The 26,268-nt window shown below is 58.9% G+C and carries 22 protein-coding genes and 1 pseudogene; 15 read left to right on the top strand and 8 right to left on the bottom strand.

Annotation, left to right across the window (positions count from 1 at the left end; genetic code table 11):
• Window positions 1-392: 392 nt before the first annotated feature.
• Window positions 393-727 (bottom strand): annotated as a pseudogene (locus AC1RQB_RS15085) (aspartate/glutamate racemase family protein); the annotation flags it as partial.
• Window positions 728-785: 58 nt separating this feature from the next.
• Window positions 786-1,526, bottom strand: coding sequence for a phosphoadenylyl-sulfate reductase (locus AC1RQB_RS15080; protein WP_063343001.1), 741 nt, complete (start codon window positions 1,524-1,526; stop codon window positions 786-788).
• A gap of 174 nt (window positions 1,527-1,700) precedes the next feature.
• Here AC1RQB_RS15080 and thrH point away from each other — a divergent pair, with 174 nt between their 5' ends.
• Window positions 1,701-2,318 carry a bifunctional phosphoserine phosphatase/homoserine phosphotransferase ThrH gene (gene thrH, locus AC1RQB_RS15075; protein ID WP_008074130.1) on the top strand — a complete coding sequence of 206 codons (618 nt, stop codon included), beginning with the start codon at window positions 1,701-1,703 and terminating at the stop codon, window positions 2,316-2,318.
• Between the two features lie 92 nt (window positions 2,319-2,410).
• On the opposite strand, the gene pabB is transcribed toward thrH, so the two are convergent.
• The 4 genes from pabB to rloA form a co-directional block, all read right to left on the bottom strand.
• Window positions 2,411-3,748, bottom strand: coding sequence for an aminodeoxychorismate synthase component I (gene pabB / locus AC1RQB_RS15070; protein ID WP_063343002.1), 1,338 nt, complete (start codon window positions 3,746-3,748; stop codon window positions 2,411-2,413).
• 229 nt (window positions 3,749-3,977) lie between these two features.
• Window positions 3,978-4,964, bottom strand: a complete 987-nt coding sequence (locus AC1RQB_RS15065; protein ID WP_063343003.1) for an alpha-L-glutamate ligase-like protein — start codon at window positions 4,962-4,964, stop codon at window positions 3,978-3,980.
• Window positions 4,964-6,499 (bottom strand): osmotic stress tolerance membrane protein RloB, encoded by a 1,536-nt coding sequence (gene rloB / locus AC1RQB_RS15060; RefSeq protein WP_063343004.1) that lies wholly within the window; start codon window positions 6,497-6,499, stop codon window positions 4,964-4,966. Before rloB ends, AC1RQB_RS15065 begins: the two co-directional genes overlap by 1 nt.
• A 5-nt stretch (window positions 6,500-6,504) precedes the next feature.
• A complete protein-coding gene (gene rloA / locus AC1RQB_RS15055) occupies window positions 6,505-7,041 on the bottom strand; it encodes a retropepsin-like aspartic peptidase RloA (protein ID WP_007902103.1) in 537 nt (178 codons plus the stop codon).
• Window positions 7,042-7,342: 301 nt separating this feature from the next.
• Between rloA and AC1RQB_RS15050 the strand changes: the two genes are divergently transcribed.
• From AC1RQB_RS15050 to prpD, 6 genes are all read left to right on the top strand, one after another.
• Window positions 7,343-8,062, top strand: a complete 720-nt coding sequence (locus tag AC1RQB_RS15050) for a GntR family transcriptional regulator (protein WP_177319500.1) — start codon at window positions 7,343-7,345, stop codon at window positions 8,060-8,062.
• A complete protein-coding gene (prpB, locus tag AC1RQB_RS15045) occupies window positions 8,059-8,949 on the top strand; it encodes a methylisocitrate lyase (protein ID WP_063343005.1) in 891 nt (296 codons plus the stop codon). The genes AC1RQB_RS15050 and prpB overlap by 4 nt, the downstream gene beginning before the upstream one ends.
• A 184-nt stretch (window positions 8,950-9,133) precedes the next feature.
• On the top strand, window positions 9,134-10,261 hold the full coding sequence (gene prpC / locus AC1RQB_RS15040; protein WP_063343006.1) for a bifunctional 2-methylcitrate synthase/citrate synthase: 1,128 nt from the start codon (window positions 9,134-9,136) through the stop codon (window positions 10,259-10,261).
• A 206-nt stretch (window positions 10,262-10,467) separates the two neighbouring features.
• A complete protein-coding gene (gene acnD / locus AC1RQB_RS15035; protein ID WP_063343007.1) occupies window positions 10,468-13,062 on the top strand; it encodes a Fe/S-dependent 2-methylisocitrate dehydratase AcnD in 2,595 nt (864 codons plus the stop codon).
• Between the two features lie 51 nt (window positions 13,063-13,113).
• Window positions 13,114-14,304 carry a 2-methylaconitate cis-trans isomerase PrpF gene (prpF, locus tag AC1RQB_RS15030; RefSeq protein ID WP_063343008.1) on the top strand — a complete coding sequence of 397 codons (1,191 nt, stop codon included), beginning with the start codon at window positions 13,114-13,116 and terminating at the stop codon, window positions 14,302-14,304.
• Window positions 14,305-14,513: 209 nt separating this feature from the next.
• The gene (gene prpD / locus AC1RQB_RS15025; RefSeq protein ID WP_063343009.1) at window positions 14,514-15,998 is read left to right on the top strand and encodes a 2-methylcitrate dehydratase; all 1,485 of its coding nucleotides are present in this window, start codon (window positions 14,514-14,516) and stop codon (window positions 15,996-15,998) included.
• A 134-nt stretch (window positions 15,999-16,132) separates the two neighbouring features.
• Here prpD and ppsR read toward each other — a convergent pair whose 3' ends face one another.
• Window positions 16,133-16,951: a posphoenolpyruvate synthetase regulatory kinase/phosphorylase PpsR gene (gene ppsR, locus AC1RQB_RS15020; RefSeq protein ID WP_007902088.1), complete on the bottom strand. Its 819-nt coding sequence runs from the start codon at window positions 16,949-16,951 to the stop codon at window positions 16,133-16,135.
• Between the two features lie 174 nt (window positions 16,952-17,125).
• On the opposite strand from ppsR, the gene ppsA reads away from it, so the two are divergent.
• The 8 genes from ppsA (at window position 17,126) to AC1RQB_RS14980 (ending at window position 25,329) form a co-directional block, all read left to right on the top strand.
• Window positions 17,126-19,501 carry a phosphoenolpyruvate synthase gene (gene ppsA / locus AC1RQB_RS15015; RefSeq protein ID WP_063343010.1) on the top strand — a complete coding sequence of 792 codons (2,376 nt, stop codon included), beginning with the start codon at window positions 17,126-17,128 and terminating at the stop codon, window positions 19,499-19,501.
• A 193-nt stretch (window positions 19,502-19,694) separates the two neighbouring features.
• Window positions 19,695-20,684, top strand: coding sequence for an alpha/beta fold hydrolase (locus AC1RQB_RS15010; RefSeq protein WP_063343011.1), 990 nt, complete (start codon window positions 19,695-19,697; stop codon window positions 20,682-20,684).
• Between the two features lie 174 nt (window positions 20,685-20,858).
• On the top strand, window positions 20,859-21,350 hold the full coding sequence (gene rraA, locus AC1RQB_RS15005; RefSeq protein WP_007902085.1) for a ribonuclease E activity regulator RraA: 492 nt from the start codon (window positions 20,859-20,861) through the stop codon (window positions 21,348-21,350).
• Between the two features lie 25 nt (window positions 21,351-21,375).
• A complete protein-coding gene (locus AC1RQB_RS15000; RefSeq protein WP_008074093.1) occupies window positions 21,376-22,371 on the top strand; it encodes a zinc transporter ZntB in 996 nt (331 codons plus the stop codon).
• 63 nt (window positions 22,372-22,434) lie between these two features.
• Window positions 22,435-22,683, top strand: a complete 249-nt coding sequence (locus AC1RQB_RS14995) for a hypothetical protein (protein ID WP_007902080.1) — start codon at window positions 22,435-22,437, stop codon at window positions 22,681-22,683.
• Between the two features lie 2 nt (window positions 22,684-22,685).
• Entirely contained in the window at window positions 22,686-23,510 is an 825-nt protein-coding gene (locus AC1RQB_RS14990) for a mechanosensitive ion channel family protein (protein ID WP_007902078.1), read from the top strand.
• Between the two features lie 86 nt (window positions 23,511-23,596).
• Window positions 23,597-24,187, top strand: coding sequence for an RNA polymerase sigma factor SigX (sigX, locus tag AC1RQB_RS14985; RefSeq protein WP_032830573.1), 591 nt, complete (start codon window positions 23,597-23,599; stop codon window positions 24,185-24,187).
• A 107-nt stretch (window positions 24,188-24,294) separates the two neighbouring features.
• On the top strand, window positions 24,295-25,329 hold the full coding sequence (locus AC1RQB_RS14980) for an OmpA family protein (RefSeq protein ID WP_007902075.1): 1,035 nt from the start codon (window positions 24,295-24,297) through the stop codon (window positions 25,327-25,329).
• A 170-nt stretch (window positions 25,330-25,499) separates the two neighbouring features.
• Here AC1RQB_RS14980 and cobA read toward each other — a convergent pair whose 3' ends face one another.
• The gene (gene cobA / locus AC1RQB_RS14975) at window positions 25,500-26,267 is read right to left on the bottom strand and encodes a uroporphyrinogen-III C-methyltransferase (RefSeq protein WP_063343012.1); all 768 of its coding nucleotides are present in this window, start codon (window positions 26,265-26,267) and stop codon (window positions 25,500-25,502) included.
• Between the last annotated feature and the right edge of the window lies 1 nt (window position 26,268).

Genomic DNA, 26,268 nt, shown 5'->3' with positions numbered 1-26,268 from the left:
ATACTTGCGAATTGTCTTCACGGGCACCAGGTTGGACCACATAACGAGGCGGTTGCCGCTGTGCTGTGGAGAAGTGCCAAGGTGCTGCTGAGGATCAATAAGGCATAAAGACGAGCAGTTAGATTTTTCATGTTCACATTCCTGGTGGTACATAAAAGCAACTCGTACTGCCATGAACCGATTTGCTGAATCTGGAGTAAACGAGCTTCTTTCCAGTGGCACAACTGTCAGAAGTATCAGGTATCTGAACCGGCGTAGCGTTCTGCCCGCCACCTTTGAGTCAACCGAAAGCTCTAGAACCAAGGATGCGGCCCCAAATAATGGTTTCTCGCTACATGGACAAGCGGCATTACAAGCGGCAGGAGGTTACTCGTTTGTCCGCTGTAATTGGTTCAACGCCCAAACCGCCCCGGCAACCAATAATGGTCTTCGGACGAGGCGTCGCATAGGTCCGCACTTTCGACGTCGACAACCCCAACCGCACCAGCGATTCGGCAATGGTCACCGCCGCCGTCGCGCCATCCACCACCGGCACGCCGGTGCGCTGACGAATTTGCTCATTCAGCCCGGCAATGCCGCCGCAGCCCAGGCAGATCACCTCGGCCTTATCCTCAAGCACCGCCAGTTCCGCCTGCCGAACAATTGCCTCCAGCGCACGCTCTGGGTCGGACTCCAGTTCCAGTACCGCCAGCCCGCTGGCCCGCACCGACGCACAACGGTCCTGCAGCCTGTACGGGATAGGGCGCTTCAGGCTTGATGATATAAAGTGTGTGTATGTTTTGGGATTAGGTTTTGGATTTGCTGATGATGTTCCCGGCATGCAGCCCGCATTCTTTCTGCGTGGCTTCTTCCCACCACCAACGACCTTCGCGCTCATGCTGGTTCGGCAGCACCGGACGGGTGCAAGGCTCGCAGCCGATGCTGATGAAACCGCGCTCATGCAGGCTGTTGTACGGCAGCTCCAGCATGCGGATGTAGCCCCAGATCTCTTCGCTGGTCATTTGCGCCAGCGGGTTGAATTTGTACAGGGTGCGTTCCGGGGTGGAGAACGCGGTATCGATTTCCAGCACCGCGACCGCGCTGCGGGTGCCCGGGCTCTGGTCCCGGCGCTGGCCGGTGGCCCAGGCGGTCACGCCCGAGAGCTTGCGACGCAACGGCTCGATCTTGCGGATGCCGCAGCACTCGCCATGACCGTCCTTGTAGAAACTGAACAGGCCCTTTTCCTTCACGAAAGGTTCGAGCTTTGTGTAGTCCGGCGACACGACTTCGATATCGATCTTGTAGTGCTCGCGCACCTGTTCGATGAAGCGGTAGGTCTCGGGGTGCAAGCGACCGGTGTCGAGGCTGAACACCTTGACGTTCTTGTTCAGCTTCCAGGCCATGTCCACCAGCACCACATCCTCGGCGCCGCTGAAAGATATCCACAGGTCATCGCCGAACTCGGCGAACGCGAGTTTCAGGATGTCCTGAGCGGATTTGTTGGCATAGGTCGTGGCGAGTTCCACGACATCGAACGATGGGCTCATCAGGGCGGCTTCCTACAGGTCGGTGGCGCTGGGCGCTCTATATGTGCCTGATGGTAACAAAATCCTGCGGCGGCTGGTGCGCCCTCTGCGTTGCACGGAGAAGGGCGAGTCGCTAGAGTTCGGCAGTCCTTTTGCTCGCTCGACTCAATAAACAGTACAAAATGGGAGTGTCTTGTGGAAATTGCCTGTCTGGATCTTGAAGGTGTGCTGGTCCCGGAAATCTGGATCGCCTTTGCCGAAAAAACCGGGATCGACTCCCTCAGGGCCACCACTCGGGACATTCCCGACTACGACGTGTTGATGAAGCAGCGCTTGCGGATTCTCGACGAGCACGGCCTGAAGCTTTCCGACATTCAGGAAGTGATCGCCACGCTAAAGCCTCTGGAAGGCGCCAGCGAATTCGTCGACTGGCTGCGCGAGCGCTTTCAGGTGGTGATTCTGTCGGACACCTTTTACGAATTCTCCCAGCCGCTGATGCGTCAACTGGGCTTTCCGACCTTGCTTTGCCATCGTCTGATTACCGACGATGCCGGTCGGGTCACGGGCTATCAGTTGCGTCAGAAAGATCCCAAGCGTCAGTCGGTATTGGCGTTCAAGAGCCTCTACTACCGGGTGATCGCGGCGGGGGATTCCTACAACGATACGACGATGCTGGGCGAGGCGGATGCCGGGATTCTGTTCCATGCACCGGACAATGTGATTCGTGAGTTTCCACAGTTCCCGGCGGTGCACAGCTTTGCGGAGTTGAAGCAAGAGTTCATCAAGGCTTCGAACCGGGCGTTGAGTTTGTAGTCGTCAGGGAGGGCCCCATCGCGGGCAAGCCCGCTCCCACAGGATTTGTGTTGATCACATAACCTGTGGGAGCGGGCTTGCCCGCGATTCTTTTAAAGGTTTTGCAGTGTATCGAGCAACACCTTCACCTTGGTAATCGATTCCTGATATTCCGCCTGCCAGTCCGAATCCGCGACGATCCCGCCGCCACCCCAGCAGCACACCTGTCCATCCTTGACCAGCAAACTGCGAATGGCGATGGAACTGTCCATCTCGCCGCGCACGTCCAGGTACAGCAGAGAGCCGCAGTACAATCCACGACGGGTCGGTTCCAGCTCATCGATGATCTGCATGGCACGAATCTTCGGCGCGCCGGTAATCGAGCCGCCGGGGAAGCTGCCGGCGATCAAATCCAGCGCATCCTTGTCATCCGCCAGCTCGCCGGTAACGCTGCTCACCAGGTGATGCACGTTCGGATAGCTTTCCAGACTGAACAACTCCGGCACCCGCACCGAGCCGATGCGGCAGGTACGGCCGAGGTCGTTGCGCAGCAAATCGACGATCATCAGGTTTTCCGCGCGGTCCTTGGGGCTGGCCAGCAGTTCGGCGGCGTTCGCGGCATCTTCGGCAGCGGTCAGGCCGCGGGGGCGTGTGCCTTTGATCGGGCGGGTTTCGACGTGGCGCCCACTGACTTTGACGAAGCGCTCTGGCGACAGGCTCAGCACGGCGTCGCCGTCGGGCAGGCTCTGGAAACCGGAAAAAGGTGTCGGGCACGCCGCCCGCAGCGCGCAGTACGCGGCCCATGGATCGCCCTGGCATTGCGCACGAAAGCGCTGGGCGAAGTTGACCTGATAGCAGTCGCCGGCCTGAATGTACTGTTGAATGCGTTCGAAGGCTTGTCGATAGTCGTCGGCGCTCAGGTCGGCACTCATCGGGCCGTCGAGTTTGAAAGGCTCTATTTTCTGAGGTGCAGGTTGCGTGAACAGTTCGAGCAGCCGCTGCCGCTCGCTGTCGATCAGCGCCGGATGGAACACCAGTTGGCTGGTGGCCAAGTGGTGATCGCTGATCAGGGCCCAGTCGTACAGTCCAAAACGGGCGTCAGGCAATTGCAGGTCGTCCCGCGCCTGGCTCGGCAGGTTTTCCAGATGCCGGCCGAAGTCATAGCTCAGATAACCGATCAGGCCACCGGCGAAAGGCAGGTCGAAAGGAACAGTGGCTTTACCGAGTCGCTTCAGAGTGTCGCGAAGGCGTTGCAGGAAATGGCTGCCGCTTTCATCCGGTAACACAGCCAGTTGTTCCAGCGGCCAGGCGCTGAGCAGGTCATAACGCCCACGCTCGGCGCTCGGCCGGCCGCTGTCGAGCAGCACGGCACCGGGGGCATGACGAATCGCCGCGAAGTATTCGGCGGGGTTGGCGCGATAGGGCAGCGGGTGTACGGAACAGGTCAGCATGGGCGGGGCAGATCAGCCATCGAGGCGGGGGAGCGATTGTAGTCCTCTGCGGGATTTGCTCCTAGAGGGGATGTCGGGGATTGGTAGATTGGCGACAGGGTTGAGGGCTGTTGATCGTTCCCACGCTCCGCGTGGTAATGCCGCCACGGACGCTCTGCGTCCGCCTGTGACGCGGAGCGTCACGGGATGCATTCCCAACGCAGAGCATGGGAACGATCAGTGTAAGGGTTCAGCCCTCGACCGCTGGAATATGCCCAAACATTTCCTGAACGAACTCAACCCGCTCCTGAACCGTCTCAACAACCCCGCGCGCTTTCAATTCTTCCAGTCGCGCTTCGACCGCGTGGGTGCGCAACGTCAACCCGCAGTCGTTGGCGATCTGAATGTTCAACCCGGGCCGGGCGTTAAGCTCAAGAATCAGCGGCCCTTTCTCCTGGTCGAGCACCATGTCGACACCGATGTAACCCAACCCGCACAGCTCATAGCAGCCGGCCGCGAGCTTCATGAAACCGTCCCAGTAGGGCAGTTGCACGCCGTCCACGGCGTTGGTGGTGTCCGGGTGTTTGTTAATGATGTTGTTCAGCCAGGTGCCGCGCAATGTCAGGCCGGTGGCCAGGTCGACACCGACGCCGATGGCGCCCTGGTGCAGGTTGGCCTTGCCGCCAGACTGGCGGGTCGGCAGGCGCAACATGGCCATCACCGGATAGCCCATCAGCACGATGATGCGAATGTCCGGCACACCTTCATAGCTGATGCTTTTGAAGATCTGGTCCGGGGTCACGCGATATTCGATCAGCGCGCGGTCGCGGTGACCACCCAGGGAGTACAGGCCGGTCAGGATGCTGGAAATCTGATGCTCGATCTCCTCGTGACTGATGATCTTGCCCGACACCGTGCGATAGCGACCCTCGAAGCGGTCGGCGATCACCAGAATGCCGTCGCCGCCGGCGCCCTGGGCCGGTTTGACCACGAAATCGGTACGCCCGCCGATGATCTCGCCGAGGTTGTCGATTTCTTTCTCGGTGGAGATCACGCCGTACAGCTCCGGCACATGAATGCCGGCGGCGATGGCGCGCTCCTTGGTGATGATCTTGTCATCGACGATCGGGTACAGGCTGCGCTTGTTGTACTTGAGCACGTAGTCTGCGTTGCGCCGATTGATCCCCATGATGCCCCGGGCCTCCAGGGCTTTCCAGGTCTTCCAGAGACCGAACATCAGGCGTCAGCCTTCTTGAGGAAAGCCTTGAAGCGCACCAGTTCGGTCAGACGGTAACCGCGATAGCGACCCATGGCCAGCATGAAACCCACCAGAATCAGCAGGATCGCCGGGAAGGTGAACACGAAGTACACCAGCTCAGGCACGCTCATGATCAGGTGCGCCAAAGAGGCGGCGAACAGGGTACCGATCGCCACTTTCATGGCATGGCCGCCCCCGCGCTCTTCCCAGGTGATCGACAGGCGTTCGATGGTCATGGTCAGAATCACCATCGGGAACAGCGCCACCGACAAGCCGCGTTCCAGGCCGAGTTTGTGGCTGAACAGGCTGATCGCTGCGATCAGCACCACCACGAAGGTCAGCACCACCGATAGCCTCGGCAGCATTTGCAGCTTCAAGTGTTCAAGATAGGAGCGCAGCGACAGGCCCAATGTCGTGATGATCGTAAATAGCACGATGCCGAAACCGAGCTGGGTTTCCCGGAAGGCGAGGGCGATCAGCACCGGGGTAAAGGTGCCGAGTGTCTGAATGCCGATCAGGTTGCGCAGGATCAGGATCACCAGCACGCCGATCGGGATCATCACCATGATCATGAAGGTTTGCTGGGTTTCCAGCGGCAGACCGTACAGCGAGTAATCAAGGAAGTTGGCGTCGGAGTTTTCGTCGGTCAGCTTGGCCAGGCGAATGGCGTTCATTTCGCTGTTGTTCAGGCTGAAGGTGACGTTGGCTTTTTTGCCGCCATCGACGGTGATCAGGTTTTCATCGCCGGTCCACCACTGCAAACGGTCGGTGGGCAGGCCCTGTTCGCCGGTTTCCGGGTTGAAGTACAGCCAGTCGGTGCCGTTGAAGCTGCGCAACCAGAGTTCAGGCATCTGGGGTTGATCGGCCACCAGGCGGATGGTGTGGACCTTTTCGATCGGCACGTGGGCGATGGACAGTACCAACTCGACGATTTTGGCTTTGTTCGCGGTGGACGGATCGCCGCCCAGCAGCAGTTTCACGTTGTCGTCGTTAAGGTTGTTGACGCGCTTGATGGCTTCGCCGATGAAGGTTTCGACGTCGGCCGAGTGTTGGCGGATCGGCGCGAGCAGGGCTTCGGCGGCGATTTTCTCCGGGCCTTCGACGGCGATGCTGTCGCGGAAGGTCGGGCCTTTGACCTTGGATTTTTCGCCGCTGTAGCGCTTGGTCAGCACCAGTCGGTAATAAAGGGTCTGATTGCCTTTGGCCCGACGCGCCGACCAGGTGACTTTGCGGTTGCCATCGACACGGTTCACCGCCACGCCGTAATTATTGGAAATGAAACTCTCGTTGAGGCTCACGTAGTCGCGGCTCAGCGGTGGTACGAACATCTGGATCTTGATCGGATCCTTGGCATTGGCGACGAACTCGACCTTGGCGTCGATGTTCCACAAGTCGTCGGTAGCGTCTTCGGTCACCGGAATTCCGAGCACGAAAATCTGATAGGCCGTAACTGAAATGCCCAGCACCACCAGGATGGCGATCAGCAGTTTCAGATGGAGGGTAAGAGCGCGCATTGGAATTACTCTGCGGTATGTGCGTCGGTGGCGCAGGCGGGTTTGCCAGCAGCGTATTTAAGACTGGGGTCAACCAGCGCATCGAAGCGTTTGAGCGCTTCGGAGCCGATCAGGAGCGGGTATTGGAAGGCACTGCGGTCGGTCAAGTTCACTTCGATGCTGCGTAAAGCCGAACCCATGCAGATATCCAGCTCGATGACCGGACGGGCGGTGTACTTTTTGCCTTCTTCCGGGTCGTAGTCACCGGCCCGGCGCTTGATCTTGCTGACACGGGCCAGCGGTCGTTCGATCGGGTGCGAATGCGCGGCGTCGATAGCCAGATAGAAGCGCACCCAGGATTCGCCATTGCGTTTGAAACGTTTGATGTCGCGGGCGCTCAACGAAGCGGTTTTCGCCCCGGTGTCGAGTTTGGCGGCGACTTCCAGATTGATGCCGTCCAGCGAAGCGTACTCATTGAGGCCGTACACAGTCTTTTCCCCTGCCGCGGCGAAACCTGGCAGGCCAAAAAGACAAAGGAATGTGGTGAAGGGCTTGAGTCTCATAAATCCTGGTGCGCAGCGGTCCGTTCTTCAATTCAAGGCCCTGGCATTGCTGCACAAGCTCCCTCGTATGCCTATCTGTTTTTTATGACAGGCAATGCAGATGACAAGCAAATGCGGGCGGCATTCTAGCACGGTGGGTTTATGGCGCCAGCGCTGGCCGACGGCTATAACTTGAGGTGTTGCTTCCTTATGGTGCAGGGTGGTTATTAGACGATTGTCGACAATATCGAATTATCCTTTGACGTGACCGGCCATATTCGCTAGTTTTTGCGGCATTGGTTTTCAAGGTGTCGACAATATGCTGGATCAACTCGATCCCCCGGTCACGATTCAGGACGACTCGGAAACACTTTCCGAAAACGTCTTCCGACGCATTCAGGCGGCCATCGTCAAAGGCGAGATCGCCCCGGGGAGCAAGATCTCCGAGCCGGAGCTGGCGCGCACCTACGGCATTAGCCGCGGGCCGCTGCGTGAGGCGATTCACCGTCTGGAAGGCCAGCGCCTGCTGGTTCGCGTGCCGCACGTCGGCGCGCGGGTGGTGTCGCTGAGCCACGCCGAACTGCTGGAACTCTACGAAATTCGCGAATCCCTGGAAGGCATGGCGTGCCGTCTGGCGGCTGAACGCATGACGGTCGAAGAAATCGACGAACTGCGCCGGGTCCTCGAAACCCACGAGCGCGATGCGGCGTTTCAGGCCGGTGTCGGTTACTACCAGCAGGAAGGCGATTTCGACTTTCATTACCGGATCATCCAGGGCAGCGGCAACCGCACCCTGACCCAGATGCTGTGCGGTGAGCTCTATCAGCTGGTGCGCATGTACCGCATCCAGTTTTCCACCACACCCAATCGGCCGCGCCAGGCGTTTGCCGAACACCACCGAATTCTCGATGCCATCGCCGACCGTGACGGTGAATTGGCCGAGTTGTTGATGCGCCGTCACATCGGCGCCTCCAAACGCAATATCGCCCGTCACTACCAGGACGGCGCTAACCCGACAGCCACTGAACGAGGTGAGTCATGAGTTCCAACAAGAGCACTCCAGGCCAGCGTTTCCGCGATGCGGTCGCCAGCGAACATCCGCTGCAAGTGGTCGGCACGATCAACGCCAACCACGCACTGCTGGCCAAGCGCGCCGGTTTCAAGGCTATTTACCTGTCGGGTGGCGGGGTGGCTGCCGGCTCCCTCGGCGTGCCGGACCTGGGGATTACCGGTCTGGATGACGTGCTGACCGACGTGCGTCGCATCACTGACGTCTGCGACTTGCCACTGTTGGTGGACGTGGACACCGGTTTCGGTTCTTCGGCGTTCAACGTCGCCCGTACCGTGAAGTCGATGATCAAGTTCGGCGCGGCGGCGATTCACATCGAAGATCAGGTCGGCGCCAAGCGCTGCGGTCACCGCCCTAATAAAGAGATCGTCACGCAGCAGGAAATGGTCGACCGCATCAAAGCGGCCGTCGATGCTCGCACCGATGACAGCTTCGTGATCATGGCCCGCACTGATGCGCTGGCGGTAGAAGGTCTTGAATCTGCGCTGGATCGCGCCGCGGCGTGCATCGAGGCCGGTGCCGACATGGTGTTCCCGGAAGCGATCACCGAGCTTGAGATGTACAAGCTGTTCGCCAGCCGCGTGAAAGCGCCGATCCTGGCCAACATCACCGAATTCGGCGCGACGCCGCTGTACACCACCGAGCAGCTTGCTGCCGCCGACGTGTCCCTTGTGCTGTATCCGCTGTCGGCGTTCCGTGCCATGAACAAAGCCGCGGAAAACGTCTACACCGCGATCCGCCGCGACGGCACGCAACAGAACGTGATCGACACCATGCAGACGCGCATGGAGCTTTACGATCGCATCGATTACCACACCTTCGAGCAGAAGCTCGATGCGTTGTTTGCAGCGAAGAAATAAAGAACAAAAGATCAAAAGATCGCAGCCTCGTTTCACTCGACAGCTCCTACAGGGCTGTTGTCGAACGCGGTCAATGTAGGAGCTGTCGAGCGAAGCGAGGCTGCGATCTTTCGGCATCACAAAGAACCTGATGAAACACAATTTGCCGATTCCCTGACAAATTCAAGAAAAACTGGAGACAGCAATGGCCGAAGCAAAAGTACTCAGTGGCGCCGGGCTCCGTGGCCAGGTTGCCGGGCAAACCGCACTGTCCACCGTGGGCCAGTCGGGCGCCGGCCTGACCTATCGCGGCTACGACGTTCGCGAACTGGCGGCTGACGCACAATTCGAAGAAGTGGCTTACCTGCTGCTGTACGGCGAACTGCCGACCAAGGCACAACTGGCTGCCTACACCGAGAAACTGAGCAAGCTGCGTGACCTGCCGCAAGCGCTGAAAGAAGTGCTGGAACGCATCCCCGCCGACGCCCATCCGATGGACGTGATGCGCACCGGTTGCTCGTTTCTGGGCAACATCGAGCCGGAGAAAGACTTCTCCGAGCAGCACGACAAAACCGACCGCCTGTTGGCCGCGTTCCCTGCGATCATGTGCTACTGGTATCGCTTCAGCCACGACGGCAAACGCATCAATTGCGTGACCGACGAAGCCTGCATCGGCGGCCATTTCCTGCACCTGTTGCACGACAAGAAGCCGAGCGAGTTGCACGTCAAGGTGATGAACGTTTCGCTGATCCTCTACGCGGAACACGAGTTCAATGCGTCGACCTTCACCGCTCGGGTGTGCGCCTCGACGCTGTCGGATCTGTATTCCTGCATCACGGCGGCCATCGGCTCCCTGCGCGGCCCGCTGCATGGCGGCGCCAATGAAGCGGCGATGGAAATGATCGAGCGCTTTTCGTCGCCCGAAGAAGCGATCAAAGGCACTCTCGGCATGCTCGAGCGCAAGGACAAGATCATGGGCTTCGGCCACGCGATCTATAAGGACAACGATCCACGCAACGAGGTGATCAAGGCCTGGTCGAAAAAGCTCGCCGACGAAGTGGGCGACACGGTGCTGTTCCCGGTGTCCGAAGCCATCGACAAGACCATGTGGGAACAGAAAAAACTGTTCCCGAACGCCGACTTCTACCATGCGTCGACGTACCACTTCATGGGCATTCCGACCAAGTTGTTCACGCCAATCTTCGTCTGCTCGCGCCTGACCGGCTGGGCTGCACACGTGTTCGAACAGCGCGCCAATAACCGCATCATCCGTCCGAGCGCCGAATACGTCGGCGTCGAACAGCGCAAGTTCGTGCCAATCGAACAACGCTGACCGGGGGAGGGGCCGGTAATGGTTGCTGGGCAAAACGAATAACCCTGTGGGAGCGGGCTTGCCCGCGATAGCGGTGGGTCAGTCGACATCTTTGTCGGATGTGACCCAGTCATCGCGGGCAAGCCCGCTCCCACAGTGGCTCGGTTTTGCTTCAATAGCTGCGCCAGGCGCCCACCCTTTGTAACCACCGTGACCGAGTCCTGACGATGAACACTGAATTCCGCAAACCGCTGCCCGGCAGCCATCTGGATTATTTCGACGTCCGCGCGGCGGTCGATGCCATTTCGCCTGGCGCCTATGACACCCTGCCGTACACCTCCCGCGTGCTGGCGGAAAACCTTGTGCGTCGCTGCGACCCGGCCACGCTCACCGAATCGCTCAAACAATTCATCGAGCGCAAACGCGACCTCGACTTTCCATGGTTCCCCGCCCGCGTGGTATGCCACGACATTCTTGGCCAGACTGCCTTGGTCGACCTCGCCGGCCTGCGCGACGCCATCGCCCTGCAAGGCGGCGATCCGGCGCAAGTGAACCCGGTGGTGCCGACTCAGTTGATCGTCGACCACTCGCTGGCCGTCGAGCGTGGCGGCTTCGACCCGGAAGCGTTCGAGAAGAACCGCGCCATTGAAGACCGTCGAAATGAAGACCGTTTCCACTTCATCAACTGGACCAAAAAAGCCTTCAAGAACGTCGACGTGATCCCGCCGGGCAACGGAATCATGCACCAGATCAACCTGGAGAAAATGTCGCCGGTGATTCAGGTGCGCGACGGCGTGGCCTTCCCCGATACCTGCGTCGGCACCGACAGTCACACCCCACACGTCGATGCGCTGGGCGTGATCGCCATTGGTGTTGGTGGTCTGGAAGCGGAGAGTGTGATGCTTGGTCGCGCCTCGTGGATGCGTCTGCCGGAAAGCGTCGGTGTCGAGCTGACCGGTAAGCTGCAACCGGGCATCACCGCCACCGACATGGTGCTGGCGCTGACCGAATACCTGCGCAAACAAAAAGTCGTCGGCGCCTGGCTGGAATTCTTCGGTGAAGGTGCTTCGGCGCTGACCTTGGGCGATCGCGCGACCATTTCCAACATGGCCCCGGAATACGGCGCAACGGCGGCAATGTTCTACATCGACCAGCAGACCATCGACTACCTGAAACTCACCGGCCGTGAAGACGAGCAAGTGCAGTTGGTCGAGAGTTACGCCAAGCAGACTGGTCTCTGGGCTGACAGCCTCAAGGGGGCGCAATACGAGCGCGGCTTGACGTTTGACCTGTCCAGCGTCGTGCGCAACATGGCCGGCCCGAGCAATCCGCATGCCCGTGTGGCGGTTTCGGATCTGGCCGCCAAAGGTATCTCCGGCCAGTGGGACGACGTGCCCGGCCAGATGCCGGATGGCGCGGTGATCATCGCCGCCATCACCAGTTGCACCAACACCAGCAACCCACGCAACGTGATTGCCGCCGGCCTGCTGGCGCGCAATGCCAACAAGCTCGGGCTGACCCGCAAGCCGTGGGTCAAATCCTCGCTGGCGCCGGGTTCGAAAACCGTGGCGCTGTACCTGGACGAAGCCGGCCTGACCTCCGAACTGGAGCAACTCGGTTTCGGCGTCGTGGCGTTCGCTTGCACCACCTGCAACGGCATGTCCGGCGCACTTGACCCGGTGATTCAGCAAGAGATCATTGATCGCGACTTGTACGCCACCGCTGTGCTGTCAGGCAACCGCAACTTCGACGGCCGGATTCACCCGTACGCCAAGAACGCGTTCCTCGCTTCACCGCCATTGGTGGTGGCTTACGCCATCGCCGGGACCATCCGTTTCGACATCGAGAAAGATGTACTGGGCGTAGTCGATGGCAAGGAAATCCGCCTGAAAGACATCTGGCCGAGCGACGAAGAAATTGACGCGGTGGTCAAGGCCTCGGTGAAACCGGAGCAGTTCCGTCAGGTGTACATCCCGATGTTCGCGATCCACGAAGACACCGGTCCGAAGGTCGCGCCGCTGTATGACTGGCGCGAGATGAGCACCTATATCCGCCGTCCGCCGTACTGGGAAGGCGCTCTGGCCGGCGCTCGTCCGCTCAAGGGTATGCGCCCGTTGGCGGTGCTGCCGGACAACATCACCACCGATCACCTGTCGCCTTCCAACGCGATCATGCTCGACAGCGCAGCCGGTGAGTACCTGGCGAAAATGGGCCTGCCGGAAGAAGACTTCAACTCCTACGCCACTCACCGCGGCGACCATTTGACCGCGCAGCGCGCGACCTTCGCCAACCCTAAACTGTTCAACGAAATGGTTCAGGAAAACGGCAAGGTCAAGCAGGGTTCCCTGGCGCGGGTCGAGCCGGAAGGCCAGGTCATGCGCATGTGGGAAGCCATCGAAACCTACATGGAGCGCAAGCAGCCGCTGATCATCATCGCCGGTGCCGACTACGGCCAGGGTTCGTCCCGCGACTGGGCAGCCAAAGGTGTGCGTCTGGCGGGTGTGGAAGCGATCGCCGCTGAAGGTTTCGAGCGCATCCACCGCACCAACCTGGTGGGCATGGGCGTGTTGCCGCTGGAGTTCCAACCGGGCACCGACCGTCACACCCTGGCCATCGACGGCAGCGAAACCTACGACGTGATCGGCGACCGCACCCCGCGTGCGACGCTGACGCTGGTGATCAATCGCAAGAATGGCGAACGCGTCGAAGTGCCGGTGACCTGCCGCCTCGACACCGCCGAAGAAGTGTCGATCTACGAGGCCGGAGGCGTGTTGCAGCGTTTCGCTCAGGACTTCCTCGAAGAATCGGCGGTTGCCGTTTAACACGACGAGCCGCGCGGGGGTTAAGCCCCGCGCTGGCCGATAAGGATCTATATGGCTCACACACCCCAGATCAAGATTCCTGCTACCTACATGCGCGGCGGCACCAGCAAAGGCGTGTTCTTCAGCCTGAAAGACCTGCCCGAAGTGGCACAGATTCCCGGCTCGGCTCGCGATGCGTTGTTGCTGCGAGTGATCGGCAGTCCCGACCCATACGACAAGCAAATCGACGGCATGGGCGGTGCGACGTCCAGCACCAGCAAAACCGTGATCCTGTCGAAAAGCCTCAAGGCCGACCATGACGTCGATTACCTGTTCGGTCAGGTCTCCATCGACAAGCCTTTCGTCGACTGGAGTGGCAACTGCGGCAACTTGTCGGCGGCAGTCGGTTCGTTCGCGGTCAGCAATGGCCTGGTGGACGCCAGCCGCATTCCGCACAACGGCGTGGCGGTGGTGCGCGTGTGGCAGGCCAATATCGGCAAGACCATCATCGCCCACGTACCGATCACCAACGGTGAGGTGCAGGAAACAGGCGATTTCGAACTCGATGGCGTGACCTTTCCGGCGGCCGAAGTGCAGCTCGAATTCATCGACCCGGCGGCGGAAGAAGAGGGTGAAGGGGGTTCGATGTTCCCCACCGGCAATCTGGTGGATGACCTCGAAGTGCCGGGCGTCGGTACGCTCAAGGCGACCCTGATCAACGCTGGCATCCCGACCATTTTCATCAATGCCGAAGACATCGGTTACACCGGTACCGAATTGCAGGGCGCGATCAACGGCGACCTGAAGGCCCTGGCGATGTTCGAAACCATCCGCGCTTACGGCGCGTTGCGCATGGGGCTGATTCAGCATCTGGACGAAGCGGCCAAGCGTCAGCACACACCAAAGGTGGCGTTCGTCGCCAAACCGGCGGATTACATTGCCTCCAGCGGCAAGAAGATTGCCGCCACCGACATTGACTTGCTGGTGCGCGCGCTGTCCATGGGCAAACTGCACCACGCGATGATGGGCACGGCAGCGGTGGCCATCGGCACAGCGGCGGCGATTTCCGGCACGTTGGTGAACCTGGCGGCGGGCGGCATCGAACGCAACGCGGTGCGCTTCGGCCATCCGTCCGGCACCTTGCGCGTGGGTGCCGAGGCCAGCCAGGTCAATGGTGAATGGACTGTGAAAAAAGCCATCATGAGCCGCAGTGCGCGGGTGTTGATGGAAGGGTTTGTGCGAGTGCCGGGGGATTCTTTCTGACAATTTAGAAGTCACCCAAAACCCTGTGGGAGCGGACTTGTCCGCGATGAGGCCTTCACATTCAACATCTATGTTGGCTGATACACCGCTATCGCGGGAAAGCCCGCTCCCACAGTGGACTGCATTTCAATAACAAGAATGGCGTCACCAACTAAGATTGATCCTGAACCGAGGTCCCATCAGCGAACCACTGACCGAGTGAATCGAACATGAGCGCCAACGTCGACCTGAACATCCGCCCCGACTACGACACGGTCCTGCAGGACATCGCTGACTACGTCCTCAACTTCAAAATCGAATCTCCAGAAGCGCTGGATACCGCCCGCAATTGCCTGATGGACACTCTCGGCTGCGGTCTGCTGGCGCTGCGTTTTCCCGAATGCACCAAACACCTGGGCCCCATCGTCGAAGGCACGGTCGTTCCCTTCGGTGCTCGCGTGCCGGGCACCAGTTACCGTCTCGATCCGGTCAAAGCGGCGTGGGACATCGGTTGCATCGTTCGCTGGCTCGATTACAACGACACTTGGCTCGCCGCCGAATGGGGCCATCCGTCCGATAACCTCGGTGCCATTCTCGCGGTGGCTGACCACCTGTCGCAAAAACGCCTGGCCAATGGCGATGCACCGCTGACCATTCGTGTGGTGTTGGAAGCGATGATCATGGCGCATGAGATTCAAGGCGTGATTGCGCTGGAAAATTCCTTCAATCGTGTCGGTATCGATCACGTCATCCTGGTGAAAGTCGCCTCGACCGCTGTCGCCGCCAAGCTCATGGGCGCCAATCGTGAGCAACTGCTGTCAGCGTTGTCCCATGCCTTTGCCGACGGCCAGGCGCTGCGTACTTACCGGCATGCGCCCAATGCCGGGTCGCGTAAATCCTGGGCGGCGGGGGATGCGTCCAGTCGTGGCGTACGTCTGGCGGACATTGCGATGCGCGGGGAGATGGGTATTCCCGGTGTGTTGACCGCCAAACAATGGGGTTTCTACGACGTGTTGTTCAGCCACACCAACAACGACCTGGCGCTCAAGCCTGAAGACAAACGTGCCTTCAGCTTCTCCCGACCGTTCGGCAGCTACGTGATGGAAAACGTGCTGTTCAAGATCAGCTTTCCCGCCGAGTTTCACGCGCAAACTGCCTGCGAGGCCGCCGTCACCTTGCACCCCTTGGTCAGGAATCGCCTGCACGAAATCGACAGGATCGTTATCACCACCCACGAATCGGCGATCCGCATCATCTCCAAGGTCGGCCCGCTGGCCAACGCCGCGGACCGCGACCACTGCATCCAGTACATGATCGCCGTACCCTTGGTGTTCGGTAATCTGGTGGCCGAGCAATATGAAGACGATTTCCACGCCGTGCATCCGATCATCGACGTGCTGCGCGACAAAATGGTCATCGTCGAAGACCCGCGTTTCACCCGCGAATACCTGGAGCCGGATAAACGCTCCATCGCCAATGCGGTGCAGGTGTTCTTCAAGGACGGCTCCAGCACCAAGAACGTAGTGGTGGAATACCCGATCGGCCATCGCCGTCGCCGCGCCGAGGGTATTGCATTGCTGGAGGACAAGTTCAAGGCGAACCTGGCGACGCGCTTCACGGCTCAGCGCAGTGCCGAGATCTTTGCGTTGTGCAAGGACCAGGCGCGGCTTGAGGAGACGGCGGTGAACCGGTTTGTGGATTTGTTTGTGATCTAGTCACACCGCGTCATCGTTCAATCGCGGGCAAGCCCGCTCCCACAGGTTCTCGATTGTTTGCAAAATTTGCATTCAACACAGATCCCTGTGGGAGCGGGCTTGCCCGCGATGGCGGTGGCACAGTCGCCGAAAAACTACTTGAACCGCCGCTCCACACCTTTCTCCACCAGAATCTTCGCCGAAATCTCTTCTACCGAGAAATGCGTGGAATTGATGTGGGCAATGTTCTCGCGGCGAAACAGATTCTCCACCTCGCGCACTTCGAATTCGCACTGCGCGTAGCTCGAATAGCGGCTGTTGGGCTTGCGCTCATTGCGAATCGCGGTGAGGCGGTCCGGGTCGATGGTCAGGCCGAACAGCTTGTGATGATGGGCGCGCAGGGCGGTTGGCAGTTGCAGGCGCTCCATGTCGTCTTCGGTCAGCGGGTAATTGGCCGCGCGGATGCCGAATTGCATGGCCATGTACAAACACGTCGGGGTTTTACCACAGCGCGACACACCCACTAGTATCAGGTCAGCTTTGTCGTAATAGTGCGTGCGGGCGCCATCGTCATTGTCGAGGGCGAAGTTCACCGCCTCGATGCGCTCCATGTAATTGGAGTTGCCACCGATGGAGTGGGATTTGCCGACGGTGTAGGAAGAATGCTCGGTCAGTTCCTGTTCCAGTGGCGCCAGGAAAGTCGAGAAAATGTCGATCATGAAACCATTCGACGTCGCGAGGATCTCACGAATGTCCTGATTGACGATGGTGTCGAAAATAATCGGACGAAAACCATCGTTTTCGGCGGCTTTGTTGATTTGTTGTACCATGGCCCGCGCTTTATCCGCGTTGTCGATGTAGGGCCGCGTGATTTTGCTGAAGGTAATGTTTTCGAACTGCGCCAACAGGCTTTGACCGAGGGTTTCGGCCGTAATGCCCGTGCCATCGGAGATAAAGAAAGCAGATCGTTTCATTTGCACCTTGGGCCTTAAGCTAGTGACGATTCTTGGATATAGTAGGCGCGATTTGTCGGCCGCCAGTGGCCAGCATTCTCACTTATTTTCCAGGTCCAGGCCATACAGCCGGCAAATGCTCCCCCGAGTCGCCGGCTTCTGAGCTTTTCCAACACAGTTAGTGGAGAGATCACCTTGGTAGAGTACGTAGTTTCCCTCGATAAGCTCGGCGTCCATGATGTAGAGCATGTGGGGGGCAAGAACGCATCCCTGGGCGAGATGATCAGTAACCTTGCAGGTGCCGGTGTATCGGTGCCCGGTGGCTTCGCCACGACAGCTCAGGCGTATCGTGATTTCCTGGAACTGAGCGGTCTGAACGATCAGATCCACGCAGCCCTCGACGCGCTGGATGTCGACGATGTCAACGCCCTGGCCAAAACCGGCGCCCAGATTCGTCAATGGATCATGGAAGCCGAGTTCCCCGAGAAGCTCAACGCCGAGATCCGCACTGCGTTCGCCACGCTGTCGGCCGGCAACCCTGACATGGCCGTTGCCGTGCGCTCTTCCGCTACCGCCGAAGACTTGCCGGACGCTTCCTTTGCTGGCCAGCAGGAAACCTTCCTGAACATCCGTGGTGTCGAAAACGTTATTCGCGCCGCTAAAGAGGTGTTCGCTTCCCTGTTCAACGATCGTGCGATTTCCTACCGCGTCCACCAGGGCTTCGACCACAAGCTGGTTGCCCTGTCGGCCGGCGTGCAGCGCATGGTCCGCTCCGAAACCGGCACTGCCGGCGTGATGTTCACCCTCGATACCGAATCGGGCTTCCGTGACGTGGTGTTCATCACCGGCGCTTATGGCCTGGGTGAAACCGTCGTACAAGGCGCTGTGAACCCGGATGAATTCTATGTCCACAAAGGCACGCTGCAAGCCGGTCGTCCGGCCATCCTGCGTCGCAACCTGGGCAGCAAAGCCATCAAGATGATCTACGGCGAAGTGGCCACGGCCGGTAAATCGGTCAAGACCATCGACGTGGACAAGGCCGATCGTGCACGTTTCTGCCTGAGCGACGCTGAAGTCAGCGAGCTGGCCAAACAAGCGATGATTATCGAAAAGCACTACAAGTGCCCGATGGACATCGAATGGGCCAAAGACGGCGACGACGGCAAGCTCTACATCGTGCAGGCCCGTCCGGAAACCGTGAAAAGCCGCACCCAGGCCAACGTCATGGAACGTTACCTGCTGAAAGAAACCGGCACTGTGCTGGTGGAAGGTCGCGCTATCGGCCAGCGCATCGGCGCCGGCAAAGTGCGGATCATCAAGGATGTGTCCGAGATGGACAAAGTCCAGCCGGGCGATGTCCTGGTTTCCGACATGACCGACCCGGACTGGGAACCGGTGATGAAGCGCGCCAGCGCCATCGTCACCAACCGTGGCGGTCGTACCTGCCACGCGGCGATTATCGCCCGTGAGCTGGGTATTCCGGCCGTGGTCGGTTGCGGCAACGCCACCCAGCTGTTGCAAGACGGCCAGGGCGTGACCGTTTCCTGCGCTGAAGGCGACACCGGTTACATCTTCGAGGGCGAACTGGGCTTCGACATCAAGAAAAACTCCGTGGATGCCATGCCGGACCTGCCGTTCAAGATCATGATGAACGTTGGTAACCCGGACCGCGCCTTCGACTTCGCGCAGCTGCCGAACGCCGGTGTGGGCCTGGCCCGTCTGGAATTCATCATCAACCGCATGATCGGCGTGCACCCCAAAGCGCTGTTGAACTACGACGGCCTGCCACAAGAAATCAAGGACAGCGTCGACAAGCGCATCGCCGGTTACGACGATCCGGTCGGTTTCTATGTCGAGAAACTGGTCGAAGGCATCAGCACCCTGGCGGCTGCGTTCTGGCCGAAAAAGGTCATCGTGCGTCTGTCGGACTTCAAGTCCAACGAATACGCGAACCTGATCGGCGGCAAACTCTACGAGCCGGAAGAAGAAAACCCGATGCTGGGCTTCCGTGGCGCATCGCGTTACATCAGCGAATCGTTCCGCGACTGCTTTGAGCTCGAGTGCCGTGCCCTCAAGCGCGTGCGCAACGAGATGGGCCTGACCAACGTTGAAATCATGGTGCCGTTCGTTCGCACCCTGGGCGAGGCGAGCCAGGTGGTCGATCTGCTGGCCGAAAACGGTCTGGCCCGTGGCGACAACGGTCTGCGCGTGATCATGATGTGCGAACTGCCGTCCAACGCGATCCTGGCTGAAGAGTTCCTCGAGTTCTTCGACGGTTTCTCCATCGGCTCCAACGACCTGACCCAGCTGACACTGGGGCTGGACCGTGACTCCGGGATCATCGCGCACCTGTTCGACGAGCGTAATCCTGCGGTCAAGAAGCTGCTGGCCAATGCTATTCAGGCCTGCAACAAGGCCGGCAAGTACATCGGCATTTGCGGTCAGGGCCCTTCGGACCACCCTGATCTGGCCAAATGGCTGATGGAGCAGGGCATCGAAAGCGTTTCGCTGAACCCCGATTCCGTGCTGGAAACCTGGTTCTTCCTGGCTGAAGGTCAGGCTTCGGCCTGATGGTGTGGACGGGCCGCTCTCTGTGGGAGCGAGCCTGCTCGCGATGGTCGTAAACGATAACGCGTACTTGCTGGATAAACGCGTTGTTCTGACGTCCTTCGCGAGCAGGCTCGCTCCCACACTGGCCGGCTCTTTCAGATATTCAAGTAGGGCGGGCTCCTCTGGATGCCGCCCTTTTTTGTGCAAGAGCATTATGCAAAGCAGCAGCAACCTATTTCCTGTCGCCCTGATCAGCGCCGAGCGGCGCGGTGATTTGAGCGAAGACGTCTATCGTTTGAAACCCGGTAACAGCCCCGACGGCACCGTCGAACTGGCTGTGACACGCCTGGGTCTGGCCGATGAGCCGACGGTGCGTGGCGTGCCGGTGATTCTGTTGCACGGCAGCTTTTCCAATCGACGGTTCTGGTTCTCTCCCAAAGGTCTGGGGTTGGGGGCTTATCTGACGCGTCTGGGCTTCGATGTGTGGATCCCGGAAATGCGCGGCCATGGTCTGTCTCAGCGCAATCAGGACTATCGCAAGAACCGCGTTGCCGACTACGCGCGTTACGACTTGCCGGCCATTGGTGCCTTTGTGCGCGAACAGAGCGGCCAGGTCCCACACTGGATCGGTCACTCGCTGGGTGGCATTACGCTGGCGGCGGCGCTGGGTGGGGAATACATCGGCGAGCCTGTCGTCGCGTCTGCCGCGTTCTTCGGTACTCAGGTCAGCCGTACCTACTGGCCGTTGAAGTTTCCACCGGTGGAGTGGAGCGGGCGTTTCATCCTCAAGCGGTTTGCTCAACTGTCAGGTTCACGCCTCAAGCGCGGCCCGGAGGACGAGCCGATTGGCCTGGCCCTGGAAAGCATGCGCTGGTACGGGCTGTTCGGGCGTTTTGGCGATGCCGACAAGGACTGGTGGGCGGGTTTGGCCGAGATTCAGTTACCGGTGTTGGCCGTGAGTGCCGCGGGCGATCATCAGGACCCGACCTGGGCCTGCCGCAAGCTGTTCGATCAGGTCGGCTCCGAGAACAAGCAATTCATCACCCTTGGCCGCGAGCAAGGCTTTGGCGATAATTTCGGTCATGTGGAAATGCTTGTCAGCAAATCTGCGCAAACTGAAGTCTGGCCGTTGGTGGCGCGTTGGCTGGCAGATCAACAGACGCCTTTGCTGGGTGGAAAGCCGGATTTGGCCTCGGCCGTTTGAACCTGATGCTCTAACAAGGGCATTTCGCTCTGAACGGCTTGCGGCTAAGATATGACGCATTAAGCGGTTCTGGTCACTTTTGGTGACTGTTTCGCTCTGCGCGTTTGCGGCCGTTCAGCCTTGGCCCGCGTATGCTGCCTACTCGATTGTCTTCCTTCCTACAGGAGTTTCTCGATGAACCATTACCTCACGCCTGACCTGTGCGATGCCTATCCGGAGCTGGTGCAGGTGCTGGAACCGATGTTCAGCAATTTCGGTGGCCGTGATTCTTTCGGCGGCGAAATCGTGACCATCAAATGTTTCGAAGATAATTCGCTGGTCAAGGAGCAAGTAGCGCTCAAGGGTAACGGTAAAGTGCTGGTGGTCGACGGCGGCGGTTCCCTGCGCCGCGCGCTGTTGGGCGACCTGCTGGCCGAGAAAGCCGCCAGTAACGGTTGGGAAGGGCTGGTGATCTACGGTTGCATTCGCGACGTCGACGTCATCGCGCAAACCGATCTGGGGGTTCAAGCCCTGGCCAGTCACCCGATGAAAACCGACCGGCGCGGTGTGGGTGAACTCAATATTGCCGTGACCTTCGCGGGTGTGACCTTCCACCCGGGTCACTATGTTTATGCGGATAACAACGGCGTGATCATTTCGCCAAGCCCGCTGAAGATGCCTGAATAAAGCGCGTTTCATTAAAGGGGTGAGGATGTTCGAGGAAGAAAACGCGCAGTGGGGACTGGTGCATGCCCTGGTGCTGGACGGTAAAGGCGGTGCGCGTTCGATAGCCCGGACTGAACTCGATGACTTGCAGTTGCAGGCCCATGAAAGCCTGTGGCTGCACTGGGATCGCAGTCATCCGCAAACCCAGACCTGGCTGCGTAAATACAGCGGTCTGAGTGAATTTAGTTGCGACTTGTTGCTGGAAGAGAACACCCGGCCGCGCCTTTTGCCGCTGCCGGACGCCGAGCTGTTGCTGTTTTTGCGCGGGATCAACCTCAATCCAGGTGCCGAGCCGGAAGACATGGTCTCGGTGCGGATCTTCGGTTCGGCCCAGCGCGTGATCTCCCTGCGTCTGCGGCCGTTGCGCGCCACCGATGAGTTGCTGGTGCAACTGGCTGAAGGCAAAGGGCCGAGAACCGCCTCCGAACTCATTCTTTATATGGCGCAGTACCTGACTAACAAAGTGCAGGATCTGGTCAGCTGCCTCTCGGAAATCGTCGATGAGGAAGAAGAAAAGCTGGATACCGACGAACGGTATACACCTGAGCATGGGGCCGTTTTGCAGATCCGTCGCAGGGCGGCCGCACTGAAACGTTTTCTGGCACCGCAGCGGGATATTTTCGGTCAGTTGACACGAATAAAACTACCGTGGTTCGTCGAAGACGATGGCGATTACTGGAACGAATTGAACAACAGCCTGACCCGTTATCTCGAGGAACTGGAATTGACCCGGGAGCGCGTGGGGCTGGTCCTGGAGGCCGAAGACCGGCGTCTGAGCGTGCGCATGAACCGCACGATGTACCGCTTCGGGATCATCACCGGAATTTTTTTGCCGATGAGTTTTCTGACCGGTCTTTTGGGCATCAACGTCGGCGGTATTCCGTTCTCCACCAGCCCTTATGGCTTCCTGATCGCCTGCCTTCTGGCAGGCTCGGTAGCGCTGGGGCAGTGGTTGCTATTCCGACGTTTGCGCTGGTTCTGATGATGAGTCATGTGACCCGACCAAATTTGACCGCGTCTTTCACAGATATCACGAGAGGTGCGTATGCACGATCCGTTTGAACAGTCTTTGCGTGACATGCTCAAAGCTTCGCCGTCCAGCCGTGACGACGATGCCTGCCTGGGCCGCGTGCTGAAAACCGCCAACCGCCAGGTCGGTGCCGGCGATCTGTTCAGCCTGCTGGGCCGCTGGTTGCCCGCGCTGATGATCGCCCTGAATAACGGATCGGCCCATATCTCGCCGGTTTCCCGTCTTCGTAAACCTACCGCTCGCACTGCTGATAAGGCTGATTGAATATGGAACTTGATCTCTGGACTCAGAGCCTCGTCACTGCAATGACTGCGTTATGGACCAAGGTTGCAAACTTCATTCCGAACCTGTTTGGCGCACTGGTTGTGCTGCTGCTGGGTTTTGTCGTGGCCAAACTGCTGGACACACTGCTCTCCAAATTGCTCGCCAAACTGGGCCTCGATCGCCTGATGGGCGGCACCGGGTTGACCAAATTGCTGTCCCGAGCAGGCCTTCAGGTGCCTATCTCGACGTTGATCGGTAAAATCGTGTATTGGTTTGTTCTGCTGATATTTCTGGTTTCTGCCGCAGAATCTCTTGGACTTGAGCGAGTTTCGGCTACGCTGGACATGTTGGCGCTGTATTTGCCGAAAGTATTCGGTGCTGCGCTGGTACTGCTGGTGGGTGTCTTGCTGGCGCAACTGGCCAATGGGCTGGTGCGTGGCGCGGCTGAAGGCGTAGGGCTTGATTACGCCGCGGGTCTGGGGCGAATTGCCCAGGGCCTGGTGATCATCATCAGTATTTCGGTTGCGATCAGCCAGTTGGAGGTCAAGACTGACCTGCTCAACCATGTGATCGTGATCGTCTTGATTACCGTTGGTCTGGCGGTTGCGCTGGCCATGGGCTTGGGAAGCCGGGAAATTGCCGGTCAGATTCTTGCGGGAATCTATGTGCGTGAGTTGTATCAGGTTGGGCAACAAGTGCGAGTTGGCGAGGTCGAAGGTCAGATCGAAGAGATCGGCACGGTTAAAACCACCGTGCTGACCGATGAGGGTGAGCTAGTCTCTCTCTCGAATCGGATTCTCTTGGAGCAGCATGTGAGTAGCCGCTAACCCGGCAAATCCTGCTAATGTATGCCGCCGCAAAATGTCCTGAAGGACTGCGGCGGACATTGACCTGACTGTCGGCCAGACTTGTTTTGAATAAAGCTCAATCGCTCTCCACGCGCTACGACCCCCGCGAGCTCTCTGATGAGGAGTTGGTCGCGCGCTCGCATACCGAGCTGTTTCACGTAACGCGCGCTTATGAAGAACTGATGCGGCGTTACCAGCGAACATTATTTAACGTTTGTGCACGGTATCTTGGGAACGATCGTGATGCAGACGATGTCTGTCAGGAAGTGATGTTGAAGGTGCTCTACGGCCTGAAGAACTTCGAGGGGAAATCGAAGTTCAAGACATGGCTATATAGCATCACGTACAACGAGTGCATCACGCAGTATCGGAAAGAACGGCGAAAGCGTCGCTTGATGGACGCTTTGAGTCTGGACCCCCTCGAGGAAGCATCTGAAGAAAAGATGCCGAAACCCGAGGAAAAGGGCGGACTTGATCGCTGGCTGGTGTATGTGAACCCGATCGACCGAGAAATTCTGGTGCTACGATTTGTCGCAGAGCTGGAATTTCAGGAGATCGCAGACATAATGCACATGGGTTTGAGTGCAACAAAAATGCGTTACAAACGCGCTCTAGACAAATTGCGTGAGAAATTTGCAGGCATTGCTGAAACTTAGTTCGGCGCAAATATCTCTTACGTGTAGGCAAGTTCTGATAGACTTGCCGCCGAGTTGTCCCCCGGTTTGCGGGACTGCTTCACAATCACCAGATGGGGATTTAACGGATGAAACTGAAAAACACCTTGGGCTTGGCCATTGGTTCTCTTATTGCCGCCACTTCGTTCGGCGCTCTGGCACAAGGCCAAGGCGCAGTTGAAATCGAAGGCTTCGCTAAGAAAGAAATGTTCGATAGCGCTCGTGACTTCAAGAACAACGGCAACCTGTTCGGCGGTTCGATCGGTTACTTCCTGACCGACGACGTTGAACTGCGTCTGGCCTACGACGAAGTGCACAACGCACGTGCCGAAGACGGCCGTAACATCAAGGGCTCCAACACCGCTCTGGATGCTCTGTACCACTTCAACAACCCGGGCGACATGCTGCGTCCGTACGTATCGGCTGGCTTCTCCGACCAGAGCATTGGTCAGAACGGCAAAAGCGGTCGTAACGGTTCCACCTTCGCCAACGTTGGCGGCGGTGCCAAGTTGTACTTCACCGACAACTTCTACGCCCGTGCCGGCGTTGAAGCTCAGTACAACATCGACCAGGGCGACACCGAGTGGGCTCCTAGCGTTGGTATCGGTGTGAACTTCGGTGGCGGCTCCAAGCCTGCTGCTGCTCCAGTTCCAGCACCAGCTGAAGTCTGCGCCGACAGCGACAACGATGGCGTTTGCGACAACGTTGACAAGTGCCCGGACACCCCAGCCAACGTAACTGTTGACGCTGATGGCTGCCCAGCAGTTGCTGAAGTTGTTCGTGTTGAGCTGGACGTGAAATTCGACTTCGACAAGTCGGTAGTCAAGCCTAACAGCTACGGCGACATCAAAAACCTGGCTGACTTCATGAAGCAGTACCCATCCACCACTACTACTGTTGAAGGTCACACTGACTCCGTCGGTCCTGACGCTTACAACCAGAAACTGTCCGAGCGTCGTGCAAACGCCGTTAAGCAAGTTCTGACCAACCAGTACGGTGTTGAATCGTCCCGCGTTCAGTCTGTTGGCTACGGCGAATCCCGCCCAGTTGCTGACAACAAAACTGACGCTGGTCGCGCTGTAAACCGTCGCGTAGAAGCGCAGGTTGAAGCTAGCGCTAAGTAATTAGCTCGCAGCTCTGGAAAAGCCCGGCTTAGGCCGGGCTTTTCTTTGTCTGCGATTTGGGTTGCAGCGTTGGTTTTGCGTTGTTTCTAAAAGATCGCAGCCTGCGGCAGTTCCTTGGGATAAATGCCAAATCCATGTAGGAGCTGCCGCAGGCTGCGATCTTTTGATCCTTACAAGGATAAACACCGAGCCAATGCAGGAGCTGCCGCAGGTTGCGATCTTTTGATCTCATCGCAGGCCGCCACAGCACCGATCACGAGGATCGCCGGGCTTTTGAGCTGGAAGTCACAGGCATCGTTTTCCATGGCTGCCAAGTCGCTACGACATTCCCGTTGGTGCGGCAGGGAAGCATTTTCGATCATCGCCACAGGCGTACCGGCAGCCATTCCGCCGGCCAGCAGTTGCTCACGAATTTCACTGAGTTTCGCCACGCCCATATAAATCACCAGTGTTGTGCCCCCTTGCGCCAGGGCCTGCCAGTTCAGGCTGCTGTCATCCTGAGTGTGCGCGGTGACCAGTGTCACACCACGCGCGACACCCCTCAGCGTCAGCGGAATATCGCATTGGGTCGCACCGGCAAGGCCAGCGGTGATGCCATTGACCAGTTCAACCTCGACGCCACGCTCACGCAGCCACTGCGCTTCCTCACCGCCGCGCCCGAAGATGCACGGATCACCACCCTTGAGCCGCACCACGCATTTGCCGTGACGGGTATAACGCAACATCAGGCGATGAATGAAGGCTTGAGGCGTGGAGCGACAGCCACCGCGCTTACCCACAGGAATGATTCGCGCGTTCGGGCAATGCTCCAGCACCGCCTCATTGACCAGATCGTCGATCAGCACCACGTCCGCTTCGCGCAACGCTCGAACCGCCTTGAGGGTCAGCAATTCAGGGTCGCCAGGACCCGCACCCACCAGCCAGACTTTTGCGCTCATA

Source organism: Pseudomonas sp. GW822-FHT02E03 (genome assembly GCF_058802325.1).
The sequence above is the reverse complement of the archived record's forward strand: the minus strand, read 5'-3'. Positions and strand labels throughout refer to the sequence as shown.

What these genes read in the sequence shown, in the direction of transcription:
- prpF (WP_063343008.1), top strand. Translation starts at nt 13,114, where the DNA reads ATGGCTCACACACCCCAGATCAAGATTCCTGCTACCTACATGCGCGGC.
- rloA (WP_007902103.1), bottom strand. Translation starts at nt 7,041, where the DNA reads ATGAGACTCAAGCCCTTCACCACATTCCTTTGTCTTTTTGGCCTGCCA.
- cobA (WP_063343012.1), bottom strand. Translation starts at nt 26,267, where the DNA reads ATGAGCGCAAAAGTCTGGCTGGTGGGTGCGGGTCCTGGCGACCCTGAA.
- prpB (WP_063343005.1), top strand. Translation starts at nt 8,059, where the DNA reads ATGAGTTCCAACAAGAGCACTCCAGGCCAGCGTTTCCGCGATGCGGTC.
- AC1RQB_RS14980 (WP_007902075.1), top strand. Translation starts at nt 24,295, where the DNA reads ATGAAACTGAAAAACACCTTGGGCTTGGCCATTGGTTCTCTTATTGCC.
- acnD (WP_063343007.1), top strand. Translation starts at nt 10,468, where the DNA reads ATGAACACTGAATTCCGCAAACCGCTGCCCGGCAGCCATCTGGATTAT.
- pabB (WP_063343002.1), bottom strand. Translation starts at nt 3,748, where the DNA reads ATGCTGACCTGTTCCGTACACCCGCTGCCCTATCGCGCCAACCCCGCC.
- AC1RQB_RS15065 (WP_063343003.1), bottom strand. Translation starts at nt 4,964, where the DNA reads ATGTTCGGTCTCTGGAAGACCTGGAAAGCCCTGGAGGCCCGGGGCATC.
- prpC (WP_063343006.1), top strand. Translation starts at nt 9,134, where the DNA reads ATGGCCGAAGCAAAAGTACTCAGTGGCGCCGGGCTCCGTGGCCAGGTT.
- prpD (WP_063343009.1), top strand. Translation starts at nt 14,514, where the DNA reads ATGAGCGCCAACGTCGACCTGAACATCCGCCCCGACTACGACACGGTC.
- AC1RQB_RS15010 (WP_063343011.1), top strand. Translation starts at nt 19,695, where the DNA reads ATGCAAAGCAGCAGCAACCTATTTCCTGTCGCCCTGATCAGCGCCGAG.
- AC1RQB_RS14995 (WP_007902080.1), top strand. Translation starts at nt 22,435, where the DNA reads ATGCACGATCCGTTTGAACAGTCTTTGCGTGACATGCTCAAAGCTTCG.
- AC1RQB_RS15080 (WP_063343001.1), bottom strand. Translation starts at nt 1,526, where the DNA reads ATGAGCCCATCGTTCGATGTCGTGGAACTCGCCACGACCTATGCCAAC.
- AC1RQB_RS14990 (WP_007902078.1), top strand. Translation starts at nt 22,686, where the DNA reads ATGGAACTTGATCTCTGGACTCAGAGCCTCGTCACTGCAATGACTGCG.
- ppsR (WP_007902088.1), bottom strand. Translation starts at nt 16,951, where the DNA reads ATGAAACGATCTGCTTTCTTTATCTCCGATGGCACGGGCATTACGGCC.
- rraA (WP_007902085.1), top strand. Translation starts at nt 20,859, where the DNA reads ATGAACCATTACCTCACGCCTGACCTGTGCGATGCCTATCCGGAGCTG.
- rloB (WP_063343004.1), bottom strand. Translation starts at nt 6,499, where the DNA reads ATGCGCGCTCTTACCCTCCATCTGAAACTGCTGATCGCCATCCTGGTG.
- AC1RQB_RS15000 (WP_008074093.1), top strand. Translation starts at nt 21,376, where the DNA reads ATGTTCGAGGAAGAAAACGCGCAGTGGGGACTGGTGCATGCCCTGGTG.